Below are 21,065 nucleotides of genomic sequence, written 5' to 3' on the forward strand. Positions count from 1 at the left end.
CACATCATAGATTAATTTCGTTTTACAATCTTATTGTAATGGTATTCTTCCAATTCACAGACTACTTCCCAAGAAAAGTTTTCTTCTATCCTTTCCTTTAATTTCAAAGCATTGGATTCATAGTTAGAAGAGTTTAAAATCTCAACAACTCTTTTAGCTATATTTTTTTCAAAATTATCATCTAGTGAATAAACATTTTTGTTATAACCGATAGCTTCTGGGATTCCTCCAACTTCCGAACCGACTACAGGAATCCCCATTGCATTAGCTTCCAACACTACCATACCTAACCCTTCAGCACGACTTGGGACTACTAAAACACCAACATCTTCGAGGGTTTCGGGAACTTTTTCAGGTGGTATATTACCTAATAATTCAACCTTTTCTACAAGCTCATTCTTTATTAAATCCATTTCAACATTATTTTTCAACACTCCATCACCTATGAGTTTAAAGGAAATGTTACTTTCTAGTTTATTAATTTCTCTAAAAATTTCTGGAAGCAAATCGACCCCTTTTATTTCCTTGAATGCTCCCATATATGCAACTTTCTTTTGTTTAGCACTAGTAATTTTAATTTCACGATTGAACTCCATTAGATCAACGCCATTATAAGTGACCACCGCATTTTCTCCAGAATAACCTTTAGATTTAGCCTCTCTTAACAACGCCTCACTTACAAAAAAACACTTTTCAGCATTCTCCATGGACTTAATTAACTTAGTTTTGTTATTCTCTTGTACCCTATTCAGTTCACTCCCATGTATGGTAACAAAATAAGGAACTCTATACTTTTCATTTAATTGATATGCTATATATCCATGCGGAAAACCTTTATGTGCATGAATAATATCAGTCTTTTCCAAATCATCCTTGAAGCACTTGATATAATACTTAAACATATGTTCTGCTGGAGAGTTTGTTAAGAAGTTTTTTAAATAAAATAAGGCTGATAATGGAATATTCAAATTACGTACTTGAACACCTTTTATATCTTGAGTTGAAAACTCGGATTTATAATTAATACCCTTTCTTAATAATTTTTTAATATTAGCTACAAAAGTACTATGATAAGTATTATTATTAATCACGGTCACATCGTGTTTTTTAGAATGTTTTAAAACTCTTTTATATGTTGCATTGAATAAGCCACCTGTTTTTCTGATATCCAACTCGGTAATAAATAGAATTCTCATGGTTTCCATCCTTTAAAAATCTAATGTAGTGTGTCAATAACAATCTTCCTCAATAAATTAACTATTTCTTGAATTTTCGTTTAAATTTTATTAAATATTTCATAGGTCTTGTCTTGAATTTGGATTGCTTCAATATAAGCAGGTATACCTATAATTCTGTCTCGTTTGTGTTGTCTATATAGATAATGGTATAAGATTATAGACTATAGGGCTCAAAATCATAGTCAGTGACTGTGGCTAAAAATAAAATGAATATATATCAATAAAAGTAATATATAAAGTATACATTAATATTATAACAGTAAGTTTATTAACCTTTAGTTTATATAATGAAAAAAGAAGCAATATTAAATAAAGAACAATTATACCAATGTAGCCCCTGCCACTATATTTGGTGCAAGAAAATCAAGGTATAATAATAAAAAGAAGAAGATATACTACACACTATAATTTGGTTTATTTTTTTCATTACTAATAGAATTTGTCTTCATTATAGTAAAACCTTACCTTTTAATTCTTTTTAAAGTACGCAAATAGTCTTCAGAAATTTGATTTTGAGTCATCTTCTTGGCAGTGGAAACTGCATTTGTTAACATCTTATCTTTATTTGTATTATGAATGCTTTGTGCTAACTTCAATTTTAATTCATTGACATTTCTTGGGCTACATAAATAACCATTTTCACCATCAACTATTGTTCCGTCTATTCCTTCACCTTTTGCTCCTATTGTGATACAACCTTTTGCCATCGCTTCTAAATAAACTAAACCAAAAGTTTCAGGTGAACTAACCATTACAAATACATCAGATTCTTCCATATATTTCAACACTTCTTTTCTGCTTAAGAACCCTAAAAAACTCACTTTATGTTCTATGCCTAACTGACGAACCAATTTCAATAACTTATTTTTTTCAGGTCCACTTCCTGCAATTTTTAACACTATATCTTTATCATTTAGTTTTGAAAATGATCTTAAAAGGACATCTATATTTTTCAGCTTTATAAGTGAAGCGGCTATAAATACTTCTTTCGACTTACGATTCTTTTTATTTTTCAATTTATTTAAGTCTATGATTGCATCTTCATCAATCCCAGACGAAACAATGCTCGTTTGATCCACAATAAATCCTATCTTATTATATGTTTCTCGAATAGATTCACTTCTAAAACAAAGTTGATCTATATTTCGTAATACCTTATCATATCTAGAACGATGCTTTTTTTTACTATCCAAGTACAATAAATCCGTTTGGTGAAGTGTTACAACTAAGGGAACATCGATATACTTTTTTACTAATTCTGCTATATATAATGATGGGTTTATCATATGACATAAAATAACATCAGGTTTATCAATCTCATCCAGATAATTTTTAATAATTTTATAGCTTTTATTAATAGATGCTTCACCATAATTAATTTTAGGTATTTTAGTTATCGGAACCCTTGTAACATTCACATTATCTTTCTTGAAAGAACTGACTGTTTTAAAAGCATTTGCCATTTTACTCTTTTTCAACACATTAAAAACACTAGGATATGTTGGTTGTATTCTAACAACTTGAACTTTATGCCCTTGTTTGGCCCAATCATCAAAAAAATAATGTAATGCATGGGTGATTTCGTTCCTTTGTTGTTCTTTGTGCGTCGGGTATAGTGTAGTAATGACCATGATATTCATAATTATCAACTCACAGATCTTTTTAAATTTGACAAGCTCAAACGGTGTAAGAGTTTTTCTGTATTATTAAGATAATGGTTCAGCTATAATTAACCTATATGTGATGAATTTATAAAAACCTTTTTATTATATGTCCTATTTTATTTATTTCATCAATAGACAGGTGCGGATACATAGGTAAACTCAGAACTTCATCAGCTAACATTTCAGATATAGGAAGTTTTATACTTGAGTTGTATAAAGGAAGCTTATGAACAGGAGTAGGATAATACACCATTGTTCCAATACCTTGTTCTTTCAAATATGCTTGCAATTTATCACGTTTGCCGTTCAACACTCGAATCGTAAATTGATGATACACGTGTTTCGTACCACCCATCTCTGTGGGTAAAATTATCCCGTCTAAATCAGACAGCAATTCTTTGTATTGTTGATCTACTCGCCTTCTTCCTTCATTCCATTCCTCTATACTATTCAATTTAACTCGAAGAATGGCCGCTTGAATAGAATCAAGTCTGGAATTATAACCTACTAACTCATTGTGGTACTTTTTCTTTGAGCCGTGTGCACGCAACATGGATGCCATTTCATAAATTTCTTCATCATCTGTTACGATAAGACCACCATCACCATACGCCCCTAGGTTTTTAGTAGGGAAGAACGAGAAGCAACCTATGTGGCCGATTGACCCTGTTTTTTGCCCTTTATATTCTCCTCCAAATGCTTGTGCAACGTCCTCAATAACTATTAAGTTATAATTATTAGCAATTTCCATCAGTGGATCCATATTAACAGCATGTCCAAATAAATGAACCGGAATAATTGCTTTCGTCTTTTTTGTTATTAGATTCTCCATTAAGCTAATATCAATATTATACGTTGATTCATCAACATCAATAAAGACAGGTGTTGCTCCAACGTGTTCAACTGCTTCTGCAGTAGCAAAAAACGTGAACGATGGGACAATTACCTCATCACCTTCTTGAATATCTAATGCTCTTAAAGCAATTATTAGTGCATCTGTTCCTGAATTTAAGCCAATTGCATACTTAACATTTAGATACTCCGCCACTTCTTTTTCCAAATTTTTAACATCAGGACCCAAAATAAACTGTCCTGAATCAATAACACGTTCAATTTCTTGCATAATTTCTTTCTTTAATAATTTCGTTTCTTCAGCTGTAGTGAATGGAGGAATTTGATGCATTATACCTCATCCTTTGCTATTAAAATATTTTTAGTTAACTCATAAGTTCGTCCACATTGATAACATGCATAATAAGTATTTATTTTGTGACCGCATTTACACATCCAACCTATTTGTTTTGCTGGTACTCCAACCATGATCGCATAATCAGGAACATCATGGTTAACAACTGCTCCAGCTGCTATGAAAGACCATTTACCAAGAGTATTGCCGCACACTATTGTCGCATTCGCTCCAATACTAGCTCCATAACCAACTTTTGTTTTTAAATAGCCTTGATTAATATCTTTTGGAAATGCAGCACGAGGATTGATATCATTCGTAAAAACCATGCTAGGACCACAAAATACATAATCTTCTAATTCGACACCTTCATATACAGATACATTATTTTGTATTTTAACCCCGTTACCTATCTTTACATTCTTTCCAATGAAAACATTTTGACCCAGATTACAATTATTACCTATCTGAGCGTAAGGCATAACATGAGAAAAATGCCACACTTTACTATTAGTGCCTATTGTAGCACCTTCATCTATATAACTTGTTTTGTGTATATAATAAGACATATAAATCCTGCTTTCTTTATTTAGAAACGTTTTTCAAAAGTACCTTTTCTATTTTTTCTGTTAACATTTTGTAATCATATTTTTTTGCAACTTCTAATGAATTTTTACAATATTGCTGATAATTTTCATTTGTCAAATTCTCAAATTGTATAATTTCATTAGCGAAATCTTCAATTGAATCACTCTCTACCGTTGTTCCACAACGATGCCTTCCTATTAGGTCATACTGACATTTCAAATTTGATATTACTGGCTTAGCTGAGGCGAAATAATCAAATATCTTATTCAAACTAATTCCATAATTATATAGATAAGTTTGTTGACCTGTAATAATATTTAAATCACTCTTCGACAAGATATTTGGTATATATTTTTTTGGCACCTTCCCTTTAAATTTTACATTACAAAGTCCAAGTTCCTTAACGCGTTTTTGGTGACTTTCTCTTAAATAACCATCGCCAAATAATATGAATTTAATATTAGTATACCCTCTATGCTCTATTTCCTGAGCAACATCAATAATGTCATCCACTGCATTTGCAATTCCCATTGATCCAGTGTAAACAATTTTAAATGACGATTTATCATCTAAGTCATCGTCATTATATTCGTATGTGCGAACATTGTAATTATACTCATAAAGGTCTACACCATTATTGACATGATATACATTTTTTCTTTTAATTGAACGTTCTTCTAAATAACTTTGACCACCTTCCATTGTAAAAATTAATGAATCAGCTTTTTTATAAATAAATTTTTCAAGACTATACATCAATTTGGCAATTACACTTGTTTTATTTATTTTCCGCATAGCAACCAGTGTTTCAGGCCATAAATCACGGGTCTCAGCAATGAATTTTGCATTATAACGTTTTGCTAATAAATAACCTGATAACCAAGATAAAGGATGAACAGATGATGCATATATAATATCCGGTTTATCATGTCCAAATTGTTTTGAAACTTTTAATAACCGCCATGCATAATCTAACATATTTTTATACCGTTTTTTTTCATTTCCTAAGTAAGCGGTTGAATTAATGAAAACAAAAGGAACACTATCATAAACTTCTAATTTATAATTTTCATTTTGTGAAATTCGATTCTGCTGAGTACCATGGATTGTACTTGCAGAAAATACTTTAACTTTATGCCCCTTTTCAGTTAGATATTTCGATATTTTAAAATGTCTGCCCTCATGTGGTTTTGCGTAATGGTTTAGGATCCAAACTTTCATATTTAACTTTTCCTTTTTTAATTTTCTGTTAGATAATTACTTACAATCCAAATACTATCTAATTTCAGTTTATAGATCTATGTCTTTATAAGTCCCTATTAGCTTGATTGACTCTTGTTCCCAATTAAAATAATTTTCAACAGCCAACCTTCCATTTTCACCCATTTTTTTAGCTTCCTTAGGGTTATCGATAATCCACTGAATCGCTTCAGCTATTTCATCTTCATTTAATGGATTAACACAAATCCCACAATTGTTTTTTTCAATAATGTTTTTCCATAAGGGAAAATTGGAAGCTATCACAGGAATGCTAGCAGACATATACTCAAACATTTTAATAGGTAGGGAATCTAAGTAATTTTCTTTCGGTTCTAATATTACTAACCCTGCTAAAGATTCACTCAGTGTATTTTTGATTTCTTCACGATCTATAAACCCTAAATGTTTAATATTATTTGCAGTTATATGATTATAAAATTCATTTTCTTCTGTTTTTGTAAGAAAAGAACCTGCTAATACTAATTTAGCAGAAGTATTATTAATAGCTTTTGCCATCGTAATGCTACCTCTTGCTTTTGAAATCCCACCTATATAAGCTATTTGTCTTTTTTTAAAGGTTTCTGAATGATCGATATGCATTTCACTTAATATTGGGTAATTGTTTACATTTACAGAATTTTCATTAACATTATAAAACCTTTTCTTTATGAATGGTGTAGCAACAATTAAAGCATCAAACTTTTTTGCTGAATTGTTTTCATACCTTTCAAATACTGATGAAACACTTTTTCTTAATGGCTTAGGAATCCAACTCTTACTCATGATTTGCCTTGGCACATCTTCATGAATATCATAAATTACGTTTTTACCTTTGCGTTTCAACTTCAAACCCACCGGAATAAGCTCTGGATCATGGAAATGATAAACATCGGCATCAAGTTCTACAGCTTTTTGATAAATTTGTTTAGTAAATTTTTTAATTCTATTCAATCTACCATTATAGTTATTAAATAACCCATGAATAGTAACACCATTAAATTCCTTAACCCTTGTATTAGGTGCAATTAAATGTACATCATAACCAGCATTGACTAACGTTGTACATTCTTTAACTGTGATTCTTATGTCATTGTATTTATGAACTGATGTTAAGTGACATATTTTCATACAATCTTCACCATTTTCATTTCTCATTTATATTTTGTAATATTTATTCATTATAACTTCTTCAATTGAGTTTCTTGTATCTAGAATTACCGAAGAAATATATTGAATCTTCTTATAATCAAATGCTGAGTGGTTTGTAGTAATTAATGTTAAATCAGGTGAATTGTTTGTGAAATCATCAAGCGTGCCATCAGAAGTCGACCTCATCTTATTATTAAGCTTAAATTCGTTAATATATGGGTCAATAATAGTTAAATTAGCACCTCGATTTTCGAGTAATTGAATTATCGGTAACACTGGCGATTCTCTATAATCATCAATATCTTTTTTGTATGCAACGCCTAATATCAGAATACTTGATCCATTTAATGCTTTGCCTTCATCATTCAATAACTCCATCACTCTCTTAACTACATATTCAGGCATTTCATTATTAATTTCTCCAGCTGTTTCAATTAATCGAGTATGGTAATTGTATTCACGTGCTTTCCAAGTTAAATACCAAGGGTCAATTGGTATGCAATGACCACCTAAACCTGGTCCTGGATAAAATGGCATAAAGCCATATGGCTTTGTTGCGGCTGCATCAATTACTTCCCATACATCTAAGCCCATTTTATTACACAAAATGGCCATTTCATTTGCCAAGCCAATGTTTATATTACGAAATGTATTTTCTAGAATCTTCTCCATCTCTGCAACTGATGGACTAGATACTTGATGAATATTACTTTCTAGTACACTCTCATACATTGAAGCAGCTACTTTTGTGCATTCTTCAGTTATACCACCAACAACTTTCGGCGTGTTCTTCGTGTTAAATTGTTTATTACCAGGATCTACCCGCTCTGGTGAATACGCTAAGAAGAAGGTTTCTCCACAACTAAACCCGCTCTTTTCAATCAACGGTTTTACTATTTCTTCTGTTGTTCCTGGGTACGTAGTACTCTCTAAGACGACGAGAGTCCCCTCTTTAATATATTTCGATATTTCACTGGATGAGCTTTCCACATAAGAAGTATCCGGCTGTTTGTAGATATCTAAAGGTGTCGGCACACAAATAGCAACAGCATCAACTTCTTCTATCAATCTATAATCCGTTGTAGCTTTCAAAGAATCATCTTTAATGATTTGGTTCAATTCTTCGTCAACCACATCACCAATGTAGTTAATGCCATCATTAACTTGATTGACGCGTTCTTGCTGAACATCAAATCCAATCACTTTGTAACCTGCTTTAGCTTTTTCAACTGCTAACGGTAGGCCGACGTAACCTAATCCGACAACACCGATTGTTGCAGTTTTACTTTCTAATTTATCAATTAAAGTTTTAGCATTCGAGTTTTTTATTTGATCTGTTAATGTCATTAATTCAACATCCCTTCACGTAATTCACTTAAATAAATAGGCTTACCACCCTGCTTTGACGATTCATAAATAGCAAGAATGATTTCAAGAGCACTTTTGCCATCTTCTAAGGTAATATAAGGTTCACGGTCTTCTTTGATTGAATTAACCATATCTTGTACAATGCGTTGATGGCCGAACCCGTATACATCAGTTGGGTTTTCTTGTTCAACTACCATTGTTGCTTCTTCATCATGAAAATCCTCATTAAATCGCCATGATTCAATTTTATTTACTGCTATCCCACCAAGGATAACAGTCCCTTGTTCACCGAATAGATTCAAAGTTTCTTCCAAATTAGATGGGTATGTTGTCCCTGCTCCTTCTATTACTCCTATCGCACCACTTTCAAATTCAAGCGTTGCAGCAGCGACATCTTCCATTTCTATATCTCTAAAACGTGTTTTTATTATTCCCGTTACTTTTTTGACTGGTCCCATCATCCAAATTAAAAGGTCAATATTATGGATGCACTGATTCATTAAAATACCATCTTTATGGTCAGCTGATCCGCGCCAACTATTTAAATTATAATAATTCATGTTTCGATTCCATCTAATACTTGCAACTCCGTGGGAAAATTCCCCAAACCTCCCTTGCTCTAAGGCTTCACGTGTTTTTTGTACAACGTCATTAAAACGATTTTGGTGAACAACTGATGCTTTAACACCTGTTAATTTTTGAGTTTCAATAAGTCTATTAGTATCAGGCAAATTAACTGCAATCGGTTTTTCGATCATTACATGTTTTTCGGCATGCATAGCGTCAATTCCAATTTGGGTATGTGGGATATGTTCTGTACACACGTTCACAACATGTACATTCTTATCACCTAATAATTCTTGATAATTCGAGTATACTTTTACATCAGTTAATCCTTGAACTAAATCGTGAGCTTTAGATTCTTCTACATCACAAACAGCATAAAGCTTTGCTTCTTTTGTATTTAAAATTGCCTCTTTATGCTTTTTGGCAATACGGCCACAACCTATGATTGCGAAATTTATCATAAATAACACCTCTTCAATTATTAAGAATTTTTTAAAGTTACCATAAAGACTTAATACTTCTTATAACTCTGTTTATTTGTTGAACAGTCATCTTTGTATCACTTGGTAAACATACGCCTACATCAAACAACTTTTCTGCAACACCATGCCCGATATAATCATATTTTTCAAAGTATGGTTGCATATGTATTGGCTTCCAAATGGGTCTGGACTCGATGTTTTCTGCATCTAACGCATCCATAATATCAGCTGGTTTTACACTACCATTTAATGTTATACAGCTTAACCAGTAGTTAGGGTCATCAAAGTCGTTCTCTGGCATGAAACCAATTCCATCAAGGGCATTCAATTCTTGTTTATAAGTTTCATAGATAGATTTCTTTTTCTGAACTCGTTCATCTAACACCTTTAATTGACCTCTACCAATACCAGCGACAACATTACTCATTCGATAGTTATAACCTAGTTCACTATGTTGGTAATGTCGGGCTTGATCACGCGATTGAGTCGCCCAAAATCTTGCCTTTTCCACCATTTCTTCATTATTGGAAACTAGCATTCCTCCACCAGAAGTGGTAATGATCTTGTTACCATTAAATGAGAAAATACCGTAATCTCCAAATGTGCCCGTTTGTTTACCTTTGTAATAAGTGCCCAATGATTCTGCAGCATCTTCAATTAATGTAACGTTATATTGATTACATAGTTCTACAATACGGTCTAATTCTGCTGATAATCCGTAAAGGTGAACAACGATGACTGCTTTAACTTCTGGGTACTTTTCAAATGCTTCTTCTAATGCTTCTGGACACATATTCCATGTTTTATAATCGCTATCGATAAATACTGGTATTGCACCTTGATAAATGATAGGGTTGGCCGTTGCTGAAAAAGTTAACGTCGGACAAAAAACGATGTCTTCTCGTCCAACTCCAGCAGCTTTAAGCGCTAAATGAATAGCTGCTGTACCTGACGACAGTGCAGCAGCTGATTTAATTCCAACTTTATCGGCTAACTCTTGTTCAAAACCGTTCACATTACTCCCTAATGGTGCAATCCAGTTTGTATCAAATGCTTCTTGTACATATTGTTGTTCGTAACCCTCTTCACTCATGTGTGGTGACGATAAGTAAATTCTTCCCATAATAAGACCTCATTTATAAAAGTTTAAGCTGCTACTTGCCTTTTTTGTTATTTCTGGATCTAAAGGGATTCTATTTAATAAATATGGCTCCTTATTTAATACAATAGAATTACTTTTACCATTTAACTTGTTGTTAACTATGTAGAATAGATTAGCAATTTCAATACTTGAACTTTTCACCTCTATATAGTTCTCAACTGAATTTAAATGGTCTAAAATTATGCTAACTACTTCATTCACATGAACAAATTCCCTTTTAGATACCGTTACAGTTGACGGTTGATTGCTTTTGATATTATTTTTGAAAATTTGCATCACCGAATGTTGCGGAGCATATTTTCCTATCAAATTAGGTAACATAAAAATTGATATTTTTTCGTTATTAACCTTACTTAAGTATTTGAAGTATGTAAGGTAGAAATCTAGAATTATATTATATTGGTTTTGATAACTGTTACTGGGTTCTAAGTATTGATTCTTATTTAGTAGCAATAGCACATTCGCATTTTGCCTCTCAATTAGGTCTAAACAGAAATTTAGTGTTTGTAGTAATAAATTTTGACTTTGTTTACTTTCATGTATTGCACTTGGGTCCAGTAAATCATATAAATTTATAAAGATATAATCTACATCTTTTGAATAGTTCCCTAGTTTCACAAGGTCTCTCATATCTAAAAATTCTTCATCAGATGTTTTAAATAACAAATAATTTTCTCTCGGCAAATCTATGGATGTTATATGACTACTTAAATAAATTCTCTTAAACTGGCTTTTTAAGGAATGGCCAAGAAAGGTTGACCCACCGATAAACAAAGCGTTCATAACTATACACCAATACTTTTAACTTTCTTGCAAGGGCTACCTATCGCCACTACATTACTTTCAATATCTTTCGTGACGGTCGAACCAGCTCCTACAGTCGTACATTCACCGATGTTCACCTTTGGTAGAGTGTTCGCACCCAATCCAAGGAATACACTCTCTTTTAAATATGTGTATCCTCCTAAAGCACACCCTGGTGAGACTTGTGTATAATCTTCTAACACCGAGTCATGACCAATACTACTATTTTTGTTGATTATAACAAGGTTGTTTATCTTAACATCCGGGTCAATCGTAGAATTAGCCAGTATAATGTTCCCCACTCCGTAAGATGAATTCGCAGAGATCGTTGCATTTGGATGAATTACATTGATATATGGTAAAGTTAATTCATCTGCGATTTTCTTTCTAATCTTATTATTTGAGATAGCAATTATAAATTTATAGCCGTGACTTTTAAATTTGTTTGCTTCATCGAGCCCTCCGACTACTTTGGCACCTAAAAATTCAGTATCACGCTCTACCACATCATCGAGAAACACTATATTCTTCAACTCATATGTATTTGCTTGTAATACTGTATCTAACACAACTTTCCCTAAATCACCAGCGCCGATTATAACTAACTTATTCTTGTTCATATATTTTACTCTCCTCGAAACTTTTCAACAAATTGACCTTGGCTAGAGTTGATCCCTTCTCTTTTAAACACTTTTATAAAGGTTAACAATAATATTTTCATGTCTAATAAAAAAGACCGATTCTCTACGTACCAGACATCTAATTCGAACTTCTCTTCCCATGAAATCGAGTTGCGACCATTTACTTGTGCCCAACCTGTAATGCCAGGTTTCACATCATGCCTTTTCGCTTGTCTCTCTGAGTATAAAGATAAATACTCCATCAATAAAGGCCTTGGCCCAACTAGGCTTATATCGCCTTTAATCACATTAATTAGCTGTGGTAATTCATCCAAGCTTAATTTCCTAATTATAGACCCAGTTCTCGTTATTCGTTGTTCATTAGGCAACAAGTTACCTTCGGAGTCAGTTCCATTTGTCATTGAACGAAATTTATATAAATAGAAAGGTTTTTCACCTTCCCCAGGACGTTTCTGCATAAAAAGAATTGGACGTCCCATTGAAAGCAATATAGCTAGTGCAACCATTAATATTGGGATGAATAATAACACGGCTATAGTTATTGATACTATCAAATCAAACCATCTTTTCATTAAGTATTCCCCTTATATAACTTTGTGTTTCTCTAACACTTCACTCATAAATTGTAGAATTTCATCTCACATCATCACTCTCAAGAGACACCTCAATCGTTGTCTTTAAGAAAACTTTATTTTCGCCTACGTTCTAATACCTACGTCTCTAAGATAAGCTTTTCAAATAAGATAACGGCTCCACTTTGTCATACCGACCATTTGCTAAATTAACAAGGTAGTCCCGGACATCTTCTTGTTCAATATTTAACAAATCATTTGTAATTTGATTAATTGGTCGCTGTTCACTTAATACACTTTTACCGATATAAATCTTAGGAAACACTTGTCGTTCCATCTCTTCGGTTTTATTTAACAATTCTTCATACATCTTTTCCCCAGGGCGCTTACCTGAGTAAACGATGTCAATCTCATCTTCAGTGAATCCTGATAATTTAATTAAGTTCTTTGCTAAATCAACAATCTTTACTGGTTCACCCATATCTAGTACGAAAATTTCTCCACCACGAGCAAGAGCACCAGCTTGAATCACTAACCGACTAGCCTCTGGTATGGTCATAAAGTACCTTGTCATTTCTGGATGCGTAACTGTAACAGGACCACCTTTAGCAATTTGTTGCTTGAATAGTGGAATTACACTTCCTCTACTACCTAATACATTACCAAAACGAACTGCTACAAAATTTGTATCACTTTGTTGGTTTAGTTGTTGAATCACCATTTCAGCAACACGCTTAGTTGAACCCATCACATTCGTTGGATTAACAGCTTTATCAGATGAAACTAATACGAAAGTACCTATACCCGCTTCATGCGCTGCTTCAGCAATATTTTTAGTGCCGAACACATTATTTTTCACAGCTTCTAATGGGTTATATTCCATTAGAGGGACGTGTTTATGTGCCGCTGCATGGTACACAACATCTGGCTGGTAATGTTTCATTAACCCAAACATCCTCTCACGATCTTTTATATCAGCAATGACAGGTTCAATCGTGAAGTTGCCACTAAGTTCTCCTCTTAGCTCTCGTTCAATTTTATATATGCTATTCTCACCATGGCCTAGCAGGATTATTTTATCAGGTGAGAATTGACTCACTTGACGACAGATCTCAGAACCAATTGAACCACCCGCACCTGTAATTAATACTGTTTTATTTGTTAAGTATTTAGACACAGTTTCAATATCTAATTCAACCGGTTCCCGACCTAATAAATCTTCTACTTCAACATCTTTAAACTGGTTAACCGACACTTTACCAGTTAAGATATCTTCCATTTTAGGCATCGTTTGCGTTCTTATTTGAGTCTCTGAACATAAATCAAAGACTTCGTTCAGTTTAAATCGATCCATTGATGGTGCTGCTATAATGATATGTTCAATTTTTTCACGTTTTACCACTTCTATGACATCTTGCACTTTCCCCTTAACTGGAACACCTAAAAATTGAATCTTCTCTTTTTTAGGGTCATCGTCTAGAAATGCTACAGGATGAAGGTCACTTTCCTGACTGGATAGTAGTTGTCTTACGACCATCGTTCCACCTGCACCAGCTCCAATAATTAAAGTCCGCTTCTTACCTTTAATGTTCTGAAACCAGTTATCACGAAACATACGCCAAGCAAAGCGAGAACCACCGATCATTAACATGTGAAGCATCCACGTAACGAGGAGTGCACGTAACATAATATTCCCGTAGAACAAATATTGGGTTAAAGCCGCTAGTAAAATCGATACTGTAACAGTGTTAAAGATAATAAACAATTCACCAATACTCGCATATTCCCAAGCTTTTTGGTAAAGTCCATAAAATAGGGCTAAAGCATGATGTGATAAAAACAATACAATGGCTGAAATGATTAATACATCTTCACGTAAAGCAAATGTATTGTAAAGAATATATGAACTTAGGAATATAGCTGTTAGAACAATCGCTGAATCTAATGACATTAATATCGCGATCCGCTTCCGATAAGTCATGTTCGCCCTCCGATAAATATAGATTAATAGTCTTATGTACTACAAGTTTAGTTAAAATATATCACAGTTTTTAACAGTTTCCAACCCAATTCGACAGCTTTTGAAGATATGGAAAAAGGTGACAACAAGTGTCACCTTACTCCGATTCTTTCAAGTAACTTCTTAAGAAAACGACGAAAACACCAACCATTAGTCCTAAGACTAAAGCAATAGCTAAATTCAATGTTTTGTTCGGACTTACAGGGTTCCCTGTTGAAAATGGTTCAGATATAACATGTATAGATTCACCAACAACATCAACAGCTTGCGCTGACCTTACATCTTCTAAATATCCTACATATGTTTGGTGATTACTATATAGTCGACTTATTTCATCATTAATTTGCTCAAATTCAATTTGTGCTACTTTATCTAAATCGTGTAACTCTTCCATCATTTCTTCATCAGCTTCTAAAAGAAACTGCGAACTACTTGCAATATCTTCAAATAACACAAGTGTTGGTAACCCTTCACCTGCTCTTAAGTTATTATACTCATTGATTTGTTCTTGAAGTCTATTTTCTTCTGTTTGCATCTGCATTTCATATTGTTCTTCTAAATGGGCCAACCGATCAGTTACTGACTTAGACAACTCATCCGTTGTAGCATTAATCACTGTATAAAGAAGGTTAGTAATTTCATATGAATCTCCACCTGAGATATTCATATCAATTACTGATGGATCTTCACTTTCTTCTACTTCAAAAGACAGACTCCCTCTTAGACTACTGACAGAGCGTCCTTCTAGGTTTTCTTCTTCCAATACGTTAGATAGAACTTCTGGTGACTGAGCCGTTCTTACAAACATATCTGTATCTATGACTTCATCAACATAATCTGAAGCTGTCCCTAATTGGTAATTCGGCTGACTAATACGAACAGTTGTATCCGCTTCATAACTCGGTGACATAACAAGGAAACTAACCATTGCACTAATGATTAAAGCAACAGCAGTAATACTTGCTATAATCCACTTACCTGACCATAACGTATCAATAATCTCCCTAAGACTAATTTCTTCTTCCTTCATACTCTCCACCCTTTATTCTACTTTTCTATTACTAAATATTATGTAAATTCAATCGCAAATTAGTATACCATAGAAACATATAACTGATAAGAAGATTATTGGAATTTGTCATTATTTGTGAGTATATGAATAAAAAAAGTCGTTATAGTAAATTTACTATAACGACTTAGTAATCACAGCTATTTAAAGACTTGGTCAATGACCTTCTTCGATGCTTGACCATCTTCCCATGCACAAAACTTTGCATAAAATTGTTCATATCGCTCCTCATACTTCATAGCCACATCTTCTATATTTTCTATTGCTTCAATGACTTCTTCATTTGTTTTTAATAATGGACCAGGGACTCCTGTTTCCATATCAAAATAGAAACCACGTAAATCATCTTTATAATCTTCCAAATCATAAGTGTAGAATAAGATCGGCCTTCTCAAGTTCGCATAATCAAAAAATACAGATGAATAATCAGTAATAAGTATATCTGAGATTAAATACAACTCTGCTATATCATCATGTTTGGATAAATCAAAGGCAAAGCTTGGATACTCTGTTAGATCTAATTGATTTGCAATTAAATAATGTAGCTTAAGTACAATTACATAATCATCAGATAACTGCTCTTGCATTTCATCTAAATCTAACGGTAATTCAAAACTATATTGCCCTTTATCAATATATTGATTATCTCTCCACGTTGGAGCGTATAAGATCACTTTCTTCTCTTTCGGCATACCTAAACTTTCTTTAATTCGCTCTGCTCGTTCTTGACTATTTTGTTGCAACACATCATTTCTCGGATAACCCGTTTCCAACATCTCTTGCTCAAACATAAAAGCTCGCTTAAATATATCGGTTGAGTATTGGTTAGGTGATATTAAATAATCCCAGCGACTTACTTCGTCTGTGAAGTTCTTGCGATACTTTCCTGTGTCAGTACCTGGCATTTGGACATTTTCAATATCTAACCCTAATCGTTTTAATGGAGTTCCATGCCACGTCTGCAGAAGGATCGTATCTTCTCGTTTAGTAACATGTTTAGGGACTCTTGTATTAAACACCCAATATTTCGCTCTAGCCATATAGTAATAATAGGCAAGTGAGAAGCGTTTTATTTGTTTAGGCTTACCTGGAATGTCCAACTTATCATTAGCATGAATCCATATGAATTGATAGTCGTGATTGTTATTGTGCATATGTTCATGTATAGCCTTTGGATTACATCCATAACTTTTCCCCATGAAACTTTCGAACACAACGGTTTGTTCCTTTAAGTCCATTTTCTTGAAGACTCTTTTAAATAAATATTTCTTTAATGAACCGAAACCTTTAAATCCCCGCTTTAATAGTCGCATCTCATCATGTAGGTTAAACCATTTTAAAAACTTGGCTTGGTCACCTTGCTTTAAATAGTTAATTTCTTTTTTTAATATAAAGTTCAATTTATTATATGAACTTTTGGGTACTTGTTTAAATGCTTCTGACAGCACTGAAAATGTGTGATTAAAATCTTCTGGCTCTTTTAAGTGAAGTACCGCTGTCTTTCGGTAGAAGTTGAGAAAGTCTGAATCGATTAACTTTTGCATAGTTGGGTTGCCCTCATACTGTTCTTTAACGGAATGGAACATATATGCATAATGATCGATTTTCTCGTAACGTGGAGTTAGAACAAGATTCGGATTAGTCACACGATCAATACGATTCTTTCTAAAGTAGCGACTATCTCTTGTGTAGTTAATATATGGTTCTAACTCAATTAATTTGTACATAAATGTATAATCTGAGTATAACCTCGAGTCTTCATAAAACCTAATGTTATGTTCGCGAATGAATTCCAAGGAATAAAGACCCTTTAATACGGATCTAGATTTAAAGACTTTTGAAGTCTTCCTTCTCTTAATCTGTATTTCATCATTTTGTTCAAATTCTTCTATTTGGTATAAATCATTAATTGTTGATACGCTACCTGCTATAACATGCTCGTCCCCTACTTCTTCAACTAGCACTCTGATTGCTTCTTCATGAATCACATCATCACTATCGACAAAGTATACATAATCCCCTGTCGCTTGATCTAGTCCAATGTTTCTCGAATAACCTACACCCATATTCGTTTCATTTTCGATAACTTCTACCCTTGAATCTTCCTTTTGCAATTCCTTTGCGACAGATAGGCTTTGATCAGTCGATTGATCATTGATCAAGATAATCTCTAAATGACTATATGTTTGGTGTAAGATCGAATTTAGGCAATCCTGTAAGTGTTTCTCTGTATTATAAAATGGTACGATTACTGATACTTTTTTCATCTACGAACAACACCTCTCCCTTGTTACTTTGAACCGATTAACCGTTTTAATTGGTTAAGTAATGGTGTTTTTCCACCATAAACTAGCCCTGTCAACTCTGCCAATAAATGCAAAATAATAACAAGGATTGCCATAATAATTAGAGATAAAATCATAGTAGCATTAGTGAAAATGATCGCAAGTGCTCCGAATGCAGCACTAAAAGCATAAATGATCAACACTGTGTTGCGATGGCCGAATCCCATACCTAGTAGCACATAATGGATGTGCATACGGTCAGCCGTCATTATATGCTGCTTATTAATCGCTCTTCTTACAATCGCAAACAAAGTATCAAAGATTGGGATCATTAATACAATGATCGGTACAATGAAACTAAACACCGTTACGTTCTTAAATAGTCCCATCATAGAAATAACAGCTAATGAGTAACCAATAAATAAAGACCCTGTATCCCCTAAGAAGATCTTTGCAGGATAGAAATTGTAGACTAAAAACCCTAATAAACTCGCAAGGAATAGAATACTTAAATAGATCACAACTGTGACACCATCAGCAATTGCCATAATTAGAATACTACCAAATGCAATTGCTGCTACTCCGCCAGCTAAGCCATCCAATCCATCGATCAAGTTCAATGCATTGGTTACACCTACAATCCACAGGAGAGTAACAATAAAACTAAGAATGCCTAAATCAACACTACCTAAAAACGGTACTGTTAACGTTTCAATCATTAAACCTGAAGAAATTACGATAACCGCAGCCGTTAACTGGACTAAGAGTTTTGTTAATGGTTTTAATGAGTATACATCATCTGCTATTCCAGAGAGAATGATTAAGATTGCACCAAGTACGACTGCCCCTAAGTATGGATCTTCCAATTGTAAGAAAATCCCTACTACAAAGACTGGAATAATTATAGCTAAACCGCCCAATAGCGGGATTTCACCATCATGTTTTTTACGATCGTTTGGTCGATCAACAATACCTACTTTTTTAGACATACGTATAACAAGCGGTGTTGTAATAAGTGTCATTATTGCTGTTACTAAAAATATAACAACTAACTCTTGCATGTTAGTCACCTTCTCACAAAAATATCGAAACATATTGTATCATATATCTTATAAAAATTGACAGAGATAAATGATAAGTTTAATTTAGTCTAATTGATTTATATATTCTTTTCGTGTTTTCATAAAACTTCTCTAATGAGAAATGTTTGGAAGCGAAATCATAAAGTCGTTCGCCATTATTAGATAGTTTGTTACGGTTCTTTAATAAGTGTGCTTCATTAAATGTTTTAACAAATGCCTCATGTTGGTCTGATTCTACAATCCAGCCGTGGTCTTTCGTTGGAATTAAAGTTTTAACGTCTCCTACATTAGTTGTGACAACCGGAACTTTAGCTCTCGCCGCCTCTAATAACACAAGCGGGAAGCTTTCACTTTTAGACGTTAATAACACAATGTCTGATAAGCCGTACAAACGGTTAACATCATTCCTTCTGCCTAACATCCATACATGATTATCTAAGTTAAACTTCTCAATTAGAGAACTTATCTTCTCCTGCTCAGAACCATCGCCAACTAAAATTAATTTAGAAGAAGGGTTATCCATGTTAAATTGACGAAACGCTTCTATTGCCATCTTATGCTGTTTCACTGGCTCTAACCTTGCAACCATCATAATAATAAAATCACTTTCATTTAAGCCAAAGTCTTCTCGATTATATCCTTCGTATGAATCATCGAAATTCAGACCATTTAAGACGACTGAAATTTTTTCTTGTGGGACTTTATACTTCTTTTGCATTAAGTTAGAAAAATTGTTAGAGACAACTAGAAAATGATCGACATACTTAAACGACCACTTGTGCAATTGATGACATACCCAACCTTTAATACCTTTCCCCTTAAAATCGTCACAGGGACTACTATGAATCGTTGTAATTAAAGGTTGTGAAATCTGCTTTTTAATTAAAGCCATCAAAAAGGCAGCTCTAGGGCCATGAGTATGAATAAAGTTAAAGTTATGATCTCTAATATATCTTGTTAATTCACTAAGGATCGATAAATCACCTTGGTGCCTTTGTTTAAACATAATTGTATTAATACCTTTTTCCTTAGCTTTGTGGTAAAGCTCACCTTCTTCAAAAACTCCTAACACAACTTCCTCTTTTGGGAACTTTGATAGTAAAGACAGTATATGAAACATACCTCCACCTGTTTCATTCCCTGCATTCAAATGTAAAACACGCAATAAGGGTCATCCTTTACGGCTAAATTTTCCCCTTAATACATGAATAAGAAACAACGGCAGTTTTATTACTCTTTTAAACCGAGTTGGATCCGCCAATAAGCGATAGAACCATTCAAGGTATAGTTTCTGCCACAGTTTCGGTGCTCGTTTAACCTCTCCCGCTAACACATCAAAACTTCCTCCAACCCCAACCCATATACCTTTATTTAGTTTAGACTTATTTTCGTATATCCATTCTTCCTGTTTTGGAAAACCTAAGGCTACTAATATAAAGTCTGGCTGAGTTTCTTCTACTTCGTTAATGACTGTTGGGTCAAATGAGTCGATATAACCATGATGAAAGCCAGCTATCGTTAAATTTGGATAGCTGTTCTTAATATTGTCAACTGTTTTATATAAGACAGATTCTTTTGCACCAAATAAGTAGATTGACTTTTTTTGTTTGTCTGCGTAAGCAAGCATTTCTTCTACTAACTCAAAACCAGGAATTCGTTCTGGTAACGTTTTTTTTATAATTTTAGAGGCAATAATAATACCGATCCCATCAGCAACGACATAGTCAGCTTTTGAGACGATTTCTTTATAGTTCGAATCTTCTTGAGCATACATAACGATTTCCGGATTGGCTGTAACAATCATTTGTTTCTCTTGTTTCTCTACTGATCTGTATACAACTGTTTCTAAAAATTGTTTCTTTGTTATATAGACGAATGGTACCCCTAAGATAGTTACATGTTTTTTTAAATCCATACTAAAGTCCCTT

At 33.5% G+C, this 21,065-nt stretch carries 18 protein-coding genes; all 18 read right to left on the minus strand.

The features are described 5' to 3' along the window. Positions 1-11 precede the first annotated feature (11 nt). Complete coding sequence (locus J2R98_RS12785; RefSeq protein ID WP_307069598.1) at positions 12-1,196, minus strand: glycosyltransferase; 1,185 nt, start codon at positions 1,194-1,196, stop codon at positions 12-14. Positions 1,197-1,699: 503 nt separating this feature from the next. Next, positions 1,700-2,878: a glycosyltransferase family 4 protein gene (locus J2R98_RS12790; protein ID WP_307069601.1), complete on the minus strand. Its 1,179-nt coding sequence runs from the start codon at positions 2,876-2,878 to the stop codon at positions 1,700-1,702. A gap of 109 nt (positions 2,879-2,987) precedes the next feature. Next, positions 2,988-4,085, minus strand: coding sequence for a DegT/DnrJ/EryC1/StrS family aminotransferase (locus J2R98_RS12795; RefSeq protein WP_307069603.1), 1,098 nt, complete (start codon positions 4,083-4,085; stop codon positions 2,988-2,990). After that, positions 4,085-4,657: an acyltransferase gene (locus J2R98_RS12800; protein ID WP_307069605.1), complete on the minus strand. Its 573-nt coding sequence runs from the start codon at positions 4,655-4,657 to the stop codon at positions 4,085-4,087. The genes J2R98_RS12795 and J2R98_RS12800 overlap by 1 nt, the downstream gene beginning before the upstream one ends. 16 nt (positions 4,658-4,673) lie before the next feature. Further along, a complete protein-coding gene (locus J2R98_RS12805) occupies positions 4,674-5,897 on the minus strand; it encodes a glycosyltransferase family 4 protein (protein WP_307069607.1) in 1,224 nt (407 codons plus the stop codon). Positions 5,898-5,966: 69 nt separating this feature from the next. After that, positions 5,967-7,064 (minus strand): glycosyltransferase family 4 protein, encoded by a 1,098-nt coding sequence (locus J2R98_RS12810; protein WP_307069609.1) that lies wholly within the window; start codon positions 7,062-7,064, stop codon positions 5,967-5,969. 27 nt (positions 7,065-7,091) lie between these two features. Beyond that, a complete protein-coding gene (locus tag J2R98_RS12815; protein WP_307069610.1) occupies positions 7,092-8,432 on the minus strand; it encodes a nucleotide sugar dehydrogenase in 1,341 nt (446 codons plus the stop codon). Beyond that, entirely contained in the window at positions 8,432-9,481 is a 1,050-nt protein-coding gene (locus J2R98_RS12820) for a Gfo/Idh/MocA family protein (RefSeq protein ID WP_307069612.1), read from the minus strand. The genes J2R98_RS12815 and J2R98_RS12820 overlap by 1 nt, the downstream gene beginning before the upstream one ends. Before the next feature lie 37 nt (positions 9,482-9,518). Next, positions 9,519-10,625 (minus strand): DegT/DnrJ/EryC1/StrS family aminotransferase, encoded by a 1,107-nt coding sequence (locus J2R98_RS12825; protein WP_307069614.1) that lies wholly within the window; start codon positions 10,623-10,625, stop codon positions 9,519-9,521. A 9-nt stretch (positions 10,626-10,634) separates the two neighbouring features. Further along, a complete protein-coding gene (locus J2R98_RS12830) occupies positions 10,635-11,447 on the minus strand; it encodes a hypothetical protein (RefSeq protein WP_307069616.1) in 813 nt (270 codons plus the stop codon). Positions 11,448-11,449: 2 nt separating this feature from the next. After that, positions 11,450-12,088 (minus strand): acetyltransferase, encoded by a 639-nt coding sequence (locus J2R98_RS12835; RefSeq protein ID WP_307069618.1) that lies wholly within the window; start codon positions 12,086-12,088, stop codon positions 11,450-11,452. 5 nt (positions 12,089-12,093) lie between these two features. Further along, positions 12,094-12,681, minus strand: coding sequence for a sugar transferase (locus J2R98_RS12840; RefSeq protein WP_307069620.1), 588 nt, complete (start codon positions 12,679-12,681; stop codon positions 12,094-12,096). A gap of 148 nt (positions 12,682-12,829) precedes the next feature. Continuing rightward, complete coding sequence (locus J2R98_RS12845) at positions 12,830-14,662, minus strand: polysaccharide biosynthesis protein (protein ID WP_307069622.1); 1,833 nt, start codon at positions 14,660-14,662, stop codon at positions 12,830-12,832. 136 nt (positions 14,663-14,798) lie between these two features. After that, entirely contained in the window at positions 14,799-15,731 is a 933-nt protein-coding gene (locus J2R98_RS12850; protein ID WP_307069623.1) for a Wzz/FepE/Etk N-terminal domain-containing protein, read from the minus strand. Between the two features lie 179 nt (positions 15,732-15,910). Next, entirely contained in the window at positions 15,911-18,037 is a 2,127-nt protein-coding gene (locus tag J2R98_RS12855) for a bifunctional glycosyltransferase/CDP-glycerol:glycerophosphate glycerophosphotransferase (protein ID WP_307069625.1), read from the minus strand. Positions 18,038-18,060: 23 nt separating this feature from the next. Then, entirely contained in the window at positions 18,061-19,116 is a 1,056-nt protein-coding gene (locus tag J2R98_RS12860; protein ID WP_307069627.1) for a glycosyltransferase family 4 protein, read from the minus strand. Between the two features lie 79 nt (positions 19,117-19,195). Further along, complete coding sequence (locus J2R98_RS12865) at positions 19,196-20,302, minus strand: glycosyltransferase family 4 protein (RefSeq protein WP_307069629.1); 1,107 nt, start codon at positions 20,300-20,302, stop codon at positions 19,196-19,198. Between the two features lie 6 nt (positions 20,303-20,308). After that, positions 20,309-21,052: a WecB/TagA/CpsF family glycosyltransferase gene (locus J2R98_RS12870; protein ID WP_307069631.1), complete on the minus strand. Its 744-nt coding sequence runs from the start codon at positions 21,050-21,052 to the stop codon at positions 20,309-20,311. Positions 21,053-21,065 lie beyond the last annotated feature (13 nt).

The sequence above is a fragment of the Alkalibacillus filiformis genome (assembly GCF_030814115.1).
GTDB lineage: Bacteria > Bacillota > Bacilli > Bacillales > Alkalibacillaceae > Alkalibacillus > Alkalibacillus filiformis.